This window comes from Sphingomonas sp. GW821-FHT09B04 (assembly GCF_059418285.1).
Genome location: NZ_JBWKPO010000002.1, coordinates 282,404 through 295,641, shown reverse-complemented (window position 1 = coordinate 295,641; position 13,238 = coordinate 282,404). Strand labels below are relative to the sequence as shown.

17 protein-coding genes and 1 pseudogene are annotated in these 13,238 nt (G+C 65.4%); 10 read left to right on the top strand and 8 right to left on the bottom strand.

All coding sequences use genetic code 11. The features are described 5' to 3' along the window. Positions 1-63 precede the first annotated feature (63 nt). The 6 genes from AC07NK_RS07350 to AC07NK_RS07325 all read left to right on the top strand — a co-directional run bounded on the left by AC07NK_RS07350 (position 64) and on the right by AC07NK_RS07325 (position 4,882). Positions 64-246 (top strand): hypothetical protein, encoded by a 183-nt coding sequence (locus AC07NK_RS07350; RefSeq protein ID WP_495169931.1) that lies wholly within the window; start codon positions 64-66, stop codon positions 244-246. Positions 247-318: 72 nt separating this feature from the next. Then, positions 319-1,266: a class I SAM-dependent methyltransferase gene (locus AC07NK_RS07345; RefSeq protein ID WP_495169930.1), complete on the top strand. Its 948-nt coding sequence runs from the start codon at positions 319-321 to the stop codon at positions 1,264-1,266. A 358-nt stretch (positions 1,267-1,624) separates the two neighbouring features. Continuing rightward, positions 1,625-2,929 (top strand): Y-family DNA polymerase, encoded by a 1,305-nt coding sequence (locus AC07NK_RS07340; RefSeq protein ID WP_495169929.1) that lies wholly within the window; start codon positions 1,625-1,627, stop codon positions 2,927-2,929. 97 nt (positions 2,930-3,026) lie between these two features. Then, positions 3,027-3,413: a hypothetical protein gene (locus AC07NK_RS07335; RefSeq protein WP_495169928.1), complete on the top strand. Its 387-nt coding sequence runs from the start codon at positions 3,027-3,029 to the stop codon at positions 3,411-3,413. Positions 3,414-3,557: 144 nt separating this feature from the next. Beyond that, the gene (locus AC07NK_RS07330) at positions 3,558-4,028 is read left to right on the top strand and encodes a carboxymuconolactone decarboxylase family protein (RefSeq protein WP_495169927.1); all 471 of its coding nucleotides are present in this window, start codon (positions 3,558-3,560) and stop codon (positions 4,026-4,028) included. Positions 4,029-4,030: 2 nt separating this feature from the next. Beyond that, positions 4,031-4,882 (top strand): sigma-70 family RNA polymerase sigma factor, encoded by an 852-nt coding sequence (locus AC07NK_RS07325; RefSeq protein ID WP_495169926.1) that lies wholly within the window; start codon positions 4,031-4,033, stop codon positions 4,880-4,882. Between the two features lie 12 nt (positions 4,883-4,894). Here the strand turns inward: AC07NK_RS07325 and AC07NK_RS07320 are convergent, their stop codons facing one another. From AC07NK_RS07320 to AC07NK_RS07310, 3 genes are read right to left on the bottom strand one after another with little or no spacing between them, the layout of a single operon-like run. Then, the gene (locus AC07NK_RS07320; RefSeq protein WP_495169925.1) at positions 4,895-5,284 is read right to left on the bottom strand and encodes a VOC family protein; all 390 of its coding nucleotides are present in this window, start codon (positions 5,282-5,284) and stop codon (positions 4,895-4,897) included. After that, positions 5,247-5,585, bottom strand: coding sequence for an ArsR/SmtB family transcription factor (locus AC07NK_RS07315; RefSeq protein WP_495169924.1), 339 nt, complete (start codon positions 5,583-5,585; stop codon positions 5,247-5,249). Before AC07NK_RS07315 ends, AC07NK_RS07320 begins: the two co-directional genes overlap by 38 nt. Positions 5,586-5,629: 44 nt before the next feature. Beyond that, positions 5,630-6,169: an AAA family ATPase gene (locus AC07NK_RS07310; RefSeq protein ID WP_495169923.1), complete on the bottom strand. Its 540-nt coding sequence runs from the start codon at positions 6,167-6,169 to the stop codon at positions 5,630-5,632. Positions 6,170-6,250: 81 nt separating this feature from the next. Here AC07NK_RS07310 and AC07NK_RS07305 point away from each other — a divergent pair, with 81 nt between their 5' ends. Then, a complete protein-coding gene (locus AC07NK_RS07305) occupies positions 6,251-6,997 on the top strand; it encodes a ParA family protein (protein WP_495169922.1) in 747 nt (248 codons plus the stop codon). Next, positions 6,994-7,749, top strand: coding sequence for a leucyl/phenylalanyl-tRNA--protein transferase (aat, locus tag AC07NK_RS07300; protein ID WP_495169921.1), 756 nt, complete (start codon positions 6,994-6,996; stop codon positions 7,747-7,749). The genes AC07NK_RS07305 and aat overlap by 4 nt, the downstream gene beginning before the upstream one ends. Before the next feature lie 35 nt (positions 7,750-7,784). On the opposite strand, the pseudogene AC07NK_RS07295 reads toward aat, so the two are convergent. Continuing rightward, positions 7,785-8,018, bottom strand: a pseudogene (locus AC07NK_RS07295) (DUF2155 domain-containing protein); the annotation flags it as partial. A 197-nt stretch (positions 8,019-8,215) separates the two neighbouring features. Then, positions 8,216-8,608, bottom strand: a complete 393-nt coding sequence (locus AC07NK_RS07290) for an NADH:ubiquinone oxidoreductase subunit NDUFA12 (RefSeq protein WP_495169920.1) — start codon at positions 8,606-8,608, stop codon at positions 8,216-8,218. 146 nt (positions 8,609-8,754) lie between these two features. Here AC07NK_RS07290 and AC07NK_RS07285 point away from each other — a divergent pair, with 146 nt between their 5' ends. Beyond that, positions 8,755-9,294: a DUF6959 family protein gene (locus AC07NK_RS07285; RefSeq protein ID WP_495169919.1), complete on the top strand. Its 540-nt coding sequence runs from the start codon at positions 8,755-8,757 to the stop codon at positions 9,292-9,294. Between the two features lie 274 nt (positions 9,295-9,568). Here the strand turns inward: AC07NK_RS07285 and AC07NK_RS07280 are convergent, their stop codons facing one another. The 3 genes from AC07NK_RS07280 to AC07NK_RS07270 form a co-directional block, all read right to left on the bottom strand. Further along, the gene (locus AC07NK_RS07280) at positions 9,569-10,090 is read right to left on the bottom strand and encodes a DUF192 domain-containing protein (RefSeq protein WP_495169918.1); all 522 of its coding nucleotides are present in this window, start codon (positions 10,088-10,090) and stop codon (positions 9,569-9,571) included. Further along, positions 10,044-10,607, bottom strand: coding sequence for a cold-shock protein (locus AC07NK_RS07275; RefSeq protein ID WP_495170347.1), 564 nt, complete (start codon positions 10,605-10,607; stop codon positions 10,044-10,046). The genes AC07NK_RS07280 and AC07NK_RS07275 overlap by 47 nt, the downstream gene beginning before the upstream one ends. A gap of 107 nt (positions 10,608-10,714) precedes the next feature. Beyond that, positions 10,715-11,248: a regulatory protein RecX gene (locus AC07NK_RS07270; RefSeq protein WP_495169917.1), complete on the bottom strand. Its 534-nt coding sequence runs from the start codon at positions 11,246-11,248 to the stop codon at positions 10,715-10,717. Positions 11,249-11,381: 133 nt separating this feature from the next. Between AC07NK_RS07270 and AC07NK_RS07265 the strand changes: the two genes are divergently transcribed. Beyond that, entirely contained in the window at positions 11,382-13,157 is a 1,776-nt protein-coding gene (locus tag AC07NK_RS07265; protein WP_495169916.1) for a fatty acyl-AMP ligase, read from the top strand. Positions 13,158-13,238 lie beyond the last annotated feature (81 nt).

Sequence of the window (13,238 nt, the reverse complement as noted above, 5' to 3'; positions counted from 1 at the left end):
CGGTGCGTTCGCGCCACGCGGCCGGTCTCGTGCCGCAGGACTCCAACCCCATGAGCGACGACCATGAATGTCGCACTCCTCCAGTTCGGGCTGCTCGTATTGGGCATCCTCAACCTCGCGTTATTGCTCCGGCTCGGCCGGCGGCAGCGCCGCCAGGCGCGGACCCACGCCGCGCTGGTCGAACGGCTGCTGCGCCGCCGGTCGCGGCTGGCCCGCGACGACGCATTTCCGGGCCGCTTTCGCTGACCAGCTTCTGGCGCGCCGTCGAGGGCGACGCGACTCCCCACTCCTGAATCTATCTCCATCGGAGTCACATCCATGTCGTACCGTTTCACCCCGCCGCTTGCCGGTATGGGATCCGCAGATCCGCGCCCTGCCAGCGCACGCCACGCCGCTGATGCCTATGACGCCACCGGCGCGCGCTACCTCCGCTATGCCGACGGCGCCAACAATCAGCCGCTCGAATTCTCCAGCCGCTACGCCTTTGCCGACCGCACCTTGTGGAGCCGGATCGAGGCGAGCCTGATCGCACTCCACGCCAGCGGCCGCCGCGCGATCCGCGTCCTCGATATCGGCTGCGGGCCGGGCACCTGGACGATGCGCACCGCGCGCCGCGCTGCGCAGCTCGGCTTCACTGCAATCGAGTGCCGCGGCATCGACCCCTCGCCCGGCATGATCGCGCTCGCGAAGCAGGCCGCGGCCGGGGTGGAGAGTTCGGCGATCGGCCTCACCTTCGAGGTCACGGACCTGCATTCCGCGCTGGCGTCCGAGGACGATCATAGCGCCGATCTGGTCCTGTGCCTCTATGGCGTCTTCAACCACCTTGCCGCCCCACTCCGTTCATCGGCGGCGCAGGCGCTGGCGCGGGTCAATGGCGGCACGCTGATCGTAACCGCGCGCAGCGTCGGCAGCCTGCCCACCATCTATGTCGCGGGCATCGAGCAGGCCGCGCATTATGTGCAGGATAATGACGCCGACCGGATGGAGGTCGACCTCACCGACGGCACCCACCTCGCCTTCGACTCGCACCTGTTCCGGGCGCGCGAGCTGGCGGCGCTGTTCGCGCCACACTGCCCGGTGCGCGAGTTGACCGGATTGGACCTGTTTCACAGCCGCTTCGCCTGCAATCCGGCATGGAACCCGGCGGGCGCCAACGGCGACGAGACCGCCGACCGGCTGGCACAGCTCGAACGGCTCTGGGCTGCGGACGCGGTCCTGATCGACAGCGCCGCACACATCATGCTCGTGGCGGAGCCGCACCTCTAGTCCATCACCCATGCTGCCCCCGGGCCGGTCGTGCGAGCGGCCGGCCCACCCCGAATCCGTCATCCCGGCCTTGTGCCGGGATCCACCGGGAGACAGGCGTAGGACTAGAGCTTCATGCCCAGCCCTTGCGGCACCGTGGACCCCGGCACAAGGCCGGGGTGACGGGTGGAGAGCGGCGAGCGGACCTCCTCAAACGACTTTCCTACACGCTCGGGATGCGCCTATTCTCGCTGCCGGCCCCGGTCCGCTCTTTGACAGCTTGAAACCCGATCTGCCTCGCGCACGCGTGGCAGTGTGCTTTTGGGACGTTTCGCGCGCCGCGCGTGACTCCTTCCCAATGTTCTATTATTGTTCCGCTATGGCGACGGCCCCGCTTCTCGACCTGCCTCCGCGGCCGCTGCGCTGGCTGTATCTCGACCTCAACAGCTTCTTCGCCGCGGTCGAGCAACAGCTGAACCCGGACCTGCGCGGCAAGCCGATCATCGTCGCCCCGGTCAGCAGCGACACCACCGTCGCGATCGCCGCCTCGGTCGAGGCGAAGAAGTTCGGCATCGGCACCGGCACGCCTGTGTGGGAAGCGAAGCGCCTGTGCCGCGACCTGATCGTCACGCCGGGCCAGCATGAGAAATATGTCGAGTTCCACAACCTGATCGTCGACGAGATCTGGAAGCACATCCCGGTCACTTCGATCGGCTCGATCGATGAAGTCGCCTGCCGCCTGCTCGACAACGAGAATGACCCCGAGACCGCGATCGCACTGGCGAGGCGGATCAAGGCCGGCATTCAGGCAAATGTCGGCGATTGCCTCACCTCCTCGGTCGGCATCGCTCCCAACCGCCTGCTCGCCAAGCTCGCCAGCGATATGCAGAAGCCCGACGGCCTCACCGTGCTGACTCAGGACATGCTCCCGCACCGGCTGTTCTCGCTCAAGCTGCGCGACATCGCCGGGATCGGCGCAAAGATGGAGAAGCGCCTCGCCCAGCAGGGCATCCTCGATATCGGCCAGCTATGCGAACGGCGCCCGCGTGACGCCGGCTCGGCCTGGGGCGGGGTCAATGGCGACCGGCTCTGGTATCTGCTCCACGGCTTCGACCTGCCCCAGAAGCCGACGCAGAGCCGCACCATCGGCCACAGCCACGTCCTGTCCCCCCGAAAGCGTGGCCTCGAGCCGACCCGCCTCACCGCCCGCCGCCTTGCGCTCAAATCCGCCAGCCGGTTGCGGCGCAAGGGCTATGTCAGCCGGCTGCTCGTCCTCCACGCGCGGTTCGAGGACGACAAGTCGACCTGGCGCACCTCGATCAAGCTGCCCTCGACGCAGGACAGCTTCACCGTCCTCCACGCCCTCGACTCGATTTTCCCGCGGCTGGCGGATGCGGGCCGCACCCGCGCCCATGGTTTTGCGATCCGGATGATCGGCGTGACGCTGGCGGAAATCGCGCCGCTTGAGGGCGAACAGGAATCGCTGTTCGCCGCACTCGACCCCAACGATCCGCTGGCCCGCGAGACCCGCACGCTCTCGCTCAGCAAGGCGATGGACAGAATCAACGAGAAGTTCGGGCGGCACGCGGTGTCGGTCGGACCGATGGACGGGAGCCGGGTCGATCGGGTCGGAACCAAAATTGCGTTCGGCCGCATCCCCGATCTCGACGAATTTCACGAGTGAATCCGGAAGCTTCCCGATTGCACCCAGAAACGCTTTCAACCGCGATACGACGTATCCCTTGACGTTAATTGGCGCATAAGCAAAAGCAGCGCCCGCTATGAAACTGCGCCCCCTCCCCGCCGCCATCGCGATCGTGCTGCTGCCGCTCGCGGCCTGCAAACCCGAGCCCGAAGTCGTAACCGACCGCGCGCCCGACCCCATGGAAACCGCGCTCAAGAACGCTCCGGCGGTCGAGCTGCCGCCGTCGATCAAGGCGTCGGTCTCGATGCGCTGCCAGCCGGGCAATGCGCTCGTGTTCGCCGAGTTCTTCCAGGGCGACAAGCTGGTCAAGGTCCGCACCGACAAGGCCGCGCCCTGGACCGACCTCAAGGCGCCCGAAGCCGGCCAGCCCTTCACCGCCGAGGGTGGCTACAAGCTCACCGGCAACGAGAAGTCGGCCACGGTCGAGCTTCCCGGCAAGGGCTCGCTCAGCTGCAAGGGCTGACCTTCCGGTCTTTCTCCAGTTCCAGGGGCCGGCGGCACAAACCGCCGGCCCTTTTTACATTCTGATCCGGTTTTTTTGCGGCCAATGTCACATCCGCCGCGCCCCGCTCGTCATGACAGTGCAACCCAATAAGGAGCACATGCCATGACGACCCCCAAGCTCAACCCGTTCGCCGCCGCCCCCAGTGTCATGAAGTCCTGGTTCGCGGCCTCCAACGCCATCCAGAGCAGCCTCGAGCCGTCGCTGATCGAACTGGTCAAGATCCGCGCCTCGCAGATCAACCAGTGCGCCAACTGCATCAACATGCACACCGAGGAAGCCCGCGCGCTGGGCGAGACCGAAAAGCGCATCTACCTGCTCTCCGCGTGGCGCGAGGCACCGGGCTACACCCCGCGTGAGCGCGCTGCGCTGGGCTGGGTCGATGCCTTGACTCGGCTCTCGGAAGGCCACACCCACCACGCAGCCTACGAGGCGCTTGCCGCCGAATTCAGCGAGGAGGAACAGGTGAAGCTGACCCTGATGATCAACATCATCAACGGCTGGAACCGCCTTGCGGTCGGTTTCGACCTGTGGGCCGAGCCCGCCGCCATCAAGGCCACGCAGGCCGCCGCGTGAGAATGAGCGACCATGAGGGCGCAGCGGCGAGTTTCGACCCGCTGCGCCCGAAGCTCATCCGCGTCGCCTACCGCATGCTCGGCTCGGTCGCCGATGCCGAGGATGCGGTGCAGGAGGCGTTCGTCCGCTGGATGGGCACCGATCGCTCGGCGGTACGTGAACCGGAAGCCTTTCTGCGCCGTACGGTCACCCGCCTGTGCCTCGACCAGCTCAAGTCCGCGCGCCACCAGCGCGAAACCTATATCGGCCCCTGGCTCCCCGATCCGGTGGTCGAGGAAGAGCCCGAGGAGGATGTTACCCTCCCCCTTATGCTCGCACTCGAACGCCTGTCCCCGCTCGAACGCGCCGCCTTCCTGCTTCATGACGTGTTCGGCGTCGAGTTCGACGAGATCGCCAGGACACTCGACCGCGACGCCGCCGCCTGCCGCCAGCTCGCCGCCCGCGCCCGGGCGCATGTCCGCGCGGGACGCCCGCGCTTTCAGGTCGAGCAGACCCGCGGGCTGGAGATCGCCGAAGCCTTCTTCAACGCCTCACGCACCGGCGACATGACCGCGCTCGGCGCGATGCTCGCGGCGGATGTTACCATGCATTCGGACGGCGGCGGAAAACGTCCGGCAGCGCGCATGGTGATCCTGGGCTTCAACCACGTCATGAAGCTGCACAAGTCGCTCGCGGTACTGTTCGGCAAATACGGCTCGAAGCTGGTGCGCACCTGCTTCGTCAACGGGCTGCCCGGCTTCGTCACGCTCGAAGCCGACGGTATGGTCCAGACCACCGCGCTGGAGATCGAGGACGGCATCGTCATCGGCATCTACCAGATGCGCAACCCGGACAAGCTGCGCCACCTGCATTAGGCGGCGAGGCGATCAATGCTGCTGGGCAATCTGGATCAGGTTGCCGCAGCTATCGTCGAACACCGCGACCGTCACCGGCCCGACGGTCGCCGGCGGCCGCACAAAGCGCACGCCGGCTGCTTCGAGCCGCGCGTGTTCGGCATGCACGTCCTCGACCCCGAATGAGGTCAACGGAATGCCGTCCTCAACCAGCGCGTCCTTCCACGGCCTCGCCGCCGGATGCGCATCGGGTTCGAGCAACAACTCGACGCCGTTCTCATCCCCCGGCGCGGTCAGCGTCAGCCAGCGATGCTCACCCATCGGGATATCGTGCTTGAGCACGAACCCCAATATATCGCGATAGAAGGCCAGCGCCTTGTCCTGATCATCCACCAATATGCTCGTCACGACGATCTTCAGCATTCTCGTTCTCCATGCCGCGCCCGGCAAGCGGACCGAGCCAGGTTCGCCACATCCGCCGCAGCGGTTTGCGTTCGAGGAAATGGTGCTTGGAGCGCCACTGCCATTCGACGCGGATCAGCCCCGCTTCCTCCAGCACCATGAGGTGCTTCGAGAGCGCCTGCCGCGAGATCGCGAGCCCATCCCAGCTCACCAGCCGCACATGGAGATCGAACAGCGTCTGGCCATCCAACTCGTCGAGTTCGGCAAGCAAGCGCCGGCGCGTCGGGTCGGCCAGCGCCTTGAAGAGCGGGTCAAGATCCACCCCTGACCTTCTGCAGGGCCAGATCGAATCATGCAACTGTTTAGTTACATGATATTTGCGAGAATGAACTCTACCCGCGATGAGACTGCGACAGCCGGCAGCTCTACGGGCCGATATCCCAGCTCCGCATAGACCCGTGCCATCATGTCGTGGGTGGCCATTGCTTCGGCCTCGTCCTGCTTGCGCTCGGCATCCTGCGCGTAGATCGCCGGCCAGTGCGGCGCGATGAACACGGTGCGGTTGTAACGAAACTCTGCCGCCGCGCGCTCGGCATGTCCCGGAACCGGCAACCCACACAACCGCAGATAGCCGATCACATCGGGGATGCCGCGATCCAGCACCACCGGGCCCGTCAGGCCCTGCGCCGCGCGGTGCGACCGCAACTCCCAATCCAGCATCCGCTCGGCAAATGCCTCCCGATCCGCCCAGGGCAGCGCGTCGCCACGGCTCGCAACCTGCTCCTGAATGATCGCCCGGCCCGCCTCGGGCATCGTCGCGGTCCCCTGAGCGGCAAGCGCCGCGATCAGACTCGACTTGCCCGACCCCGGCCCGCCCGTGATCACGAAGAGATGGTCTGTCGTCATCTTGTTATCTCCATCGGGAAGATTGATGATGGCCATGCCGAACGTCTTCGGCGTGTTGAGTATTTCGGGCGGAGGCAGGGCTTGGCGACGATCGCGATCTACAGCCTGAAGGGCGGCGTCGGCAAAACCACGCTCGCGGTCAATCTCGCATGGTGCGCGGCGACACTGTCGGCGCGTCGGACCTTGCTGTGGGATCTCGATCCGCAGGCGGCCTCCACCTTCCTGCTTGGCGGTGCAAGGGGCAAGGTTCAGGCGCAGTCGGTATTCACCAAAGACGTCGAGCCGTCAAAGCTTGCCCACACCACCGCAATCGATCGGCTCGACCTGATCGGCGCCGACGCGTCATTGCGCGGTCTCGACCTGTTGTTCCACGAGCTCGACAAGAAGAAGCGCCTCGCCAAGCTGCTTGGCCAGCTCGACAAGGCCTATGACCGGATGCTGCTCGACTGCCCGCCGGGTCTCACCGAAACCAGCGAACAGGTGATGCGCGCCGCCGACCTGATCGTCGTCCCCGTCATCCCTTCCCCCCTCTCCGAACGCGCGCTGGCTGAGGTCGAGGCGCATCTCGGCGGCAAGGGCAAAGTGCCGCTGATGCCCGTTCATTCGATGGTCGACCGCCGTCGCAAGCTCCACGCCGAAGCGCTGGAGCGGCATCCGAACTGGCCTGTCATCCCGATGGCAAGCGTGGTCGAGACCATGGCCGCACGCCGCTCACCGATCGGCGCCTTCGCGGGGCGCACGACAGGCGGCAAGGCCTTTGCCGATCTGTGGCAGGCGATCGAAAAGCGCCTCGCCAAACCGCCGAAATCGGCGTCAAAGAAGGCATGACCCGCCCCACGCCCCGTTCGTCAGATCTCGATCCCGATCTGGTGCTGCGTGCCTATGCGATGGGCGTGTTCCCGATGGCCGAGCATCGCGACGAAGCCAGCGTCTTCTGGGTCGAGCCGCGCCAGCGCGCGATCATGCCGCTCGACGGCTTCCACCTCTCGCGCTCGCTGCGCAAGACGATCGCGGGCGATCGGTTCCGCGTCACCGCCGATGCCGCGTTCGAGCAGGTGATCGCGCTGTGCGCCGAATCCGCACCCGACCGGCCCGATACCTGGATCAATCCGGCGATCGAAAAGGTGTTCGGGGAGCTCTATCGCCGTGGCTTCGCGCATTCGATCGAAACCTGGGACGGCGACCGGCTGGTCGGCGGCCTCTACGGCCTCGCGCTCGGCCGTGTATTTTTCGGCGAATCGATGTTCAGCCGCACGCGCGATGCGTCCAAGGTCGCGATCGCTGCGCTGGTCGCCCGGCTGCGGATCGGCGAGTTCGAGTTACTCGATTGCCAGTTCATGACCGACCACCTCGCCTCGCTCGGCGCAGTGGAAGTGCCGCGCGAGACCTATCTCTCGATGCTGTCCGTCGCGCTCGGCGAAGGTGCTGCCGGGCTCGCCTCGGGCGTTGCCGGGGTCTCGGCCGATTTCGGCGCGCTCGATGCCTTGGGCGAGCCGCCGCTGCCCGGCGCACCCGCGCTCACCTCTTCGCCACCCGTTTCGGGGAAGGTCATCGCGCAGCTCTTGACCCAGACGTCATAGACGGGGTGCTGCACGACGTTGAGCGCCGGGCGCTCCTTGTAGAGCCAGCCGGAAAAGGCGCGCTTCCACTTGCCGTCGCTCTCGCGCACATCGACCTGCGCAAAGGCGCCGGTATAGGGCTCGCCTTCCCACGGCGCGGTCTTCTCGCACGCGCGCAGCCGCAGGATCACATCGCCCGCGCGCACTGCCTGTCCGGGCTTGAGGGTGATGTCGCGCGCTTGTCCGTTACGCTTGTTGAGCAGGCCCAGCACCGCCACCCGCTCCGCCATCGGCGTCGCGCCGGCGGTCAGCGCAGCACTGTTCGCGGCATCGACAGTCACCACTTCCTCGCCGGGCCCTGCCTTGGGCGCGACGTCGACCGTGTCGGCAGCGGCAGTCTTGTTCTGCGGCGCGTCCCCGCCAAACCAGCCGCATCCCGCCAGCGCGAGCGGCGCCAGCGCCAAAACGGCGGGACGGAGCGAGGCCATCAGGCGCCGGGCGTCCAGGCTTCGTAGTCGCCGGTCGCGCCGATCCGTTTGCCGCCCGCTTCCAGCGCCCCTGCGGGGCGATAGGCCTGAGCGGTGCCGGTCAGATTGGGGACAGCGGGCTTCTCCCACTGGCGCACCGGAGGCAGCGCACGATCGGGCACGTCGTCGATCTGGTGGTGCAGCCAGCTGAACCACTCGGGCGGCACGCGGCTCGAATCGTTCGATCCCTTGTAGATCACCCAGCGCCGGGTCATCCCGTGCATGTTGGTGCCGCCCTGGTAATAGACGTTGCCGAGCGCGTCTTCGCCGACCTTGTCCTTGCCGCGCAGCCCCATCCAGGTGCCGAAGGTGGAGCCGTTCCACCAGGTGAAAATATTCGCCAGGATTCCCATGCCCCGCGCTTTACGCGGCAACAGCGGCGGCGGCAACGGGGGATGGTGGGGTTGAGTAGCTGAAGGCACTGATCGCTGCATGGGTCGTCGACGCCCATTTGCGGACATCGCTTCGATCTGCAAACCTCGCCGCAAAGGGCGATGCTATGAACGAACCGAAGCTTCTATATGAATCAACGAACTACGCTGTAGTCCAATTGCCGGGACGTGCATTTCCCGGGGTGGTGTTTCAAGGTGATAGCCTGCACGCGCTGATCGCCGATCTCCGCGCCGCTTCTGTTGAGTCCGATCCGGATGAAAGAGATTTCGCCTTTCGCGACATGATCGAGCGATTGAGCGGTGTGCAGAACAACTATGAGAGAGTGCTGGTCCAGGCGGGGATGCCACTCCCTTACAAGGCTCAGCGCGAGAAGTCCGCACCGGTCGCTCAGATCGTCGCTTCAGGTGTCCGCTATTATGGTCAGAATGACGAACGCGCGTTCTTCGAATGGCTTGAGCGCATGCCCTTCGTCCAAGCCTATCACGGCGTCGTTCGAGATCTCTTTATCGAGTTCAACCGCCTACCGAACGAGGCCGATTTATGGGAGATTATCGGGTTCTGCAGGCGATATGGGATCAACCTGAAACAACTTGAAAAATTTCTGACGGACGAGAATCGAGACTGGCTGTCCGGTGCGATTGAATGACAGCAAACCGCCAATAGCCAATAGCCCCACCTTGCAATGTTGGAATTGGTTTGCTTGCATCGACGGGCCGCATCGCGGCCGCTCTTTGATTTCGTCGATCCACGCGGTTGAACCGCACCGGTTGACACCCGTCCGACAAGGACGACGAAGTTGACAGAATAAATCGCGTTCCGCGTAACTTCGTCAACTTCGCGGCAGCGTCGGAAACCCACCGGATACCGATCGTTCCGAAGCCACCGTCAGCCGATGCCGGAGCCAGATATTCGGCACACCGTCACCGCCAGCTCACCTTGTCCCCCGGCGAAATCCCCAGCTCCGCGGCCTTGCCGCCCAGCACCTCCAGCACCGCCGCAACCGGTTCACCTGATCGAACCTGCTCCTCCGACAGCGGCACCGTATTCTCGCCGATATGCGCGATCGTGCCGTCGGCGCGGATGAAGATGATATCGAGCGAGGTCGGCGTGTTCTTCATCCAGAAGCTCGCCTCACGCGGCGCCCCGCCACCGGCCGGATAAGGCGCGAACAACATCCCCCCGTCGGCGGGGATGTCGGTGCGGTACATCAGCCCTTGCTGCTGTTCAGCCGGGGTCCGCGCGACATCGACTCTGAAGACGTGCTTCGCACTGCCGCTCTCAATGGTGACGACCGCCTTCGCCGCCGGCTGCTCGGAAGCGGTAGCGTTGCCCGCCTCGCCGCCCTTGCACCCCGGAACCAGTGCCAGCGCGCTCAGCGCCAGCAGCAGCGGAGCCCTACTCCGGCGCTTCCACCACGACCGCGAGCGGCCCCTTGTCGCCATCGACGATACGGGCACGAAGCGGCTGATCCGGTTCAACGTCATAAATCTCCGCCCGGCGCAGGGTTTCCATGTGCACGAATATATCCGCCGAATCGCCTTCGCGCACCAGAAAGCCATAGCCCTTGAGCCGGTTGAACCATTTGACCGTCACCGGCTCGAACGGACCCGCGGATTCGATCAGTTGAGTCCGGTCGCCCCGATCTCCAACGCCGTTGCGCGGTTTGGGCGGCTCGACCGCGTCGGTCAGGTCGATCGACAGGATTTCGAGCGCCTGCAACCCGCGCTCGCGGCGCAAGACGGTGCACTCGACTCGCGCGCCCTCGGGCAGGCTGCGGCGGCCATGCGGCTGAAGCACGGAGAAGTGAATCAGGATATCACCTGCCACCGGATCATCGGCGACGAGGAAGCCGAAGCCACGCGTGACGTCGAACCATTTGACCGTGCCCGAATATTGCTCCCCCGAGCTATGTTCATCGTCTGAGCGATCAGCAATCGGCAACACCGCGCCGGCCGGCACGGGCACAAATTCCCTCGACGCTCGTTGCGGGTCGATACGCATCCAGATACTTCCCCCTGACCCGCAACATTAACACAGCATTTCCAACAGATGCGAATCCTTTGTTACTAATCCTCGTCCAGCAACAACTCGACGCTTTCGCCGGGATTCATGCGGGCGATTTTCCAGGCCAGATCGGGTGAATGGCCGGCACGCACCATCGCTGCGACCTGCTTGACGACCTTGTCCCGCTCCACCTGCCCCTCTGCAAAGGGTCCGATCCGCCGTTTGCGCGCAAAGGCGAGTGCCGTTTCGTTCGCGCGACCTGCAACTTGTGGCGCAACCGCTTCGGCATCCCGTTCCCCCACCCCCGCATGGCGTAAGGCGTCATTCACGCGCCGCGCGCCCAGCCCGCGGCGCGCCATCGACGAAGCCTTTGATTCGGCGTAGATTCGATCGTTGACGTATCCCAATTCGGCGAAACGTTCCGCAATCGCGACGGGGTCCGCCGCGTCGCCTTCCCACCCCCGCTCACGCACCTTCCGCGCGAGGTAAACCGCCAGTTTTCCGCGGGTCGTCGCGAAGCGCTCGACATAGCGAAGCGCCAGCCGGTTCAGCGCGGCGGTGTCGAGCGGGGGCAGAGGGCGGTGTCGATGGGCCATTCGCCTTGTTTGTGCCACAGTGCCAACCGAATTTGAACGACAGTGCGTAGCAGAGCCGCCTGCATTTCTGATGTGGGGCCAATGTCATCAAGACGATGGGCGGCCGCCACGGTCAGGGGCACGGATTTAGGATATGACTTTGGACGTTAAAGATATGGTCGATGGGAATGGCGCGGTGCTGCTGCCGACCCCGACCGACGACGCGCTTCCCCGCCGTCTCGCGGATTTCGCGACGCTGGGCGATGCGCTGGACTATGCCGCGCAGGGACTCCGCGGGCTGAACTTCCACGATGCGCGCGGTGCACTCATGCGCGCCTATCCGTTTACCGAAATGCGCGCGGATGCGCTGTTGCAGGCGCGCCGCCTGATCGCCGCGGGCGTGAAGCCCGAAGACCGGATCGCGCTGATTGCTGAGACGGGTGCCGATTTTGCCGCGCTGTTCTTCGGCGTGATCTATGCCGGCGCCTGGCCCGTACCGCTGCCCCTGCCCACCAGCTTTGGCGGCAGCCAGCATTATATCGACCAGCTCTCGGTCCAGCTCGACAGCTGCGACCCCACGATGCTGTTCTACCCGGCCGAACTCGCCACGATGGCGGGCGAGGCCGCGCGCCTTAAGGGCGTCGAGGGAATCGATTGGGAGAGCTTCGCGACCCGCGCCGCGCCTGAGGCGGAACTGCCGCAGGCCAGGACCGATGACATCGCCTATCTTCAATACTCCAGCGGCTCGACACGCTTCCCGCATGGCGTCGCGATCACGCACCACGCGCTGCTCAACAATCTGTCGGCGCACAGCCACGGAATGAATATCCAGGACAGCGACCGCTGCGTCTCGTGGCTGCCCTGGTACCACGACATGGGGCTGGTCGGCTGCTTCCTCTCGGTCGTCGCCAATCAGGTTTCGACCGACTATCTCAAGACCGAGGATTTTGCCCGCCGACCGCTCGCGTGGCTCGATCTCGTCACCCGCAATCAGGGCACGACTCTCTCCTATTCGCCGACATTCGGCTACGATATCTGTGCGCGCCGCATGTCGAGCCAAACCAAGGCGTCGGAGCGGTTCGACCTCTCGCGCTGGCGCGTTGCCGGCAATGGCGCGGACATGATCCGGCCTGACGTGATGCAAGCGTTCGTCGACGCTTTTGCCGATGCTGGCTTCAAGGCTTCGGCCTTCCTGCCCAGCTACGGGCTTGCCGAAGCGACGCTGGCAGTCTCGATCATGCCTCCGGGCGAGGGCATCGTCGTCGAGCTGGTCGAGGAAACCCAGCTTTCGGGCGGCAGCCATGACGCCGCCGGTTCGTCGCGCCGCCCCCAGCGCTTCCGCGCCATCGTCAATTGCGGCAAGGCCGCGAAGGACATGAAGATCGAGATCCGCGAGGAAGACGGCACCCCGCTCCCCGAACGCGCGATCGGCAAGGTCTGGTGCAGCGGCCCCAGCCTGATGGTCGGCTATTTCCGCGATCCCGAATCGACCGCCGCCTGCCTCCAGGACGGTTGGCTCGACACCGGCGACATGGGCTATCTCTCGGACGGTTATATCTACATCGTCGGCCGGGCGAAGGACATGATCATCGTCAACGGCCGCAACCACTGGCCGCAGGATATCGAATGGGCGGTCGAGCAGCTTCCCGGCTTCAAGCAGGGCGACATCGCGGCCTTCGCGATCACCACGCCGGGCGGTGAGGAAACACCCGCGGTCCTCGTCCAGTGCCGCACCAGCGACGAGGCGGAGCGCGTCAAGCTGCGCGAGGAAATCCGCGAGCGTGTCCGCACCGTCACCGGCATGAACTGTGTGATCGAACTGATCCCGCCGCGCACGCTCCCGCGCACCAGCTCGGGCAAGCTCAGCCGTGCCAAGGCGCGCAATCTCTACCTCAACGGCGAGATCAAGCCCTACAGCATCGCCGCCTGAACGCGGTTGCCCCAAATCCGGAACGGCGGAAAAATTTCGCCGTTCCGCCTCGCACCTAACCACTCGCTAACCTGATCCGGG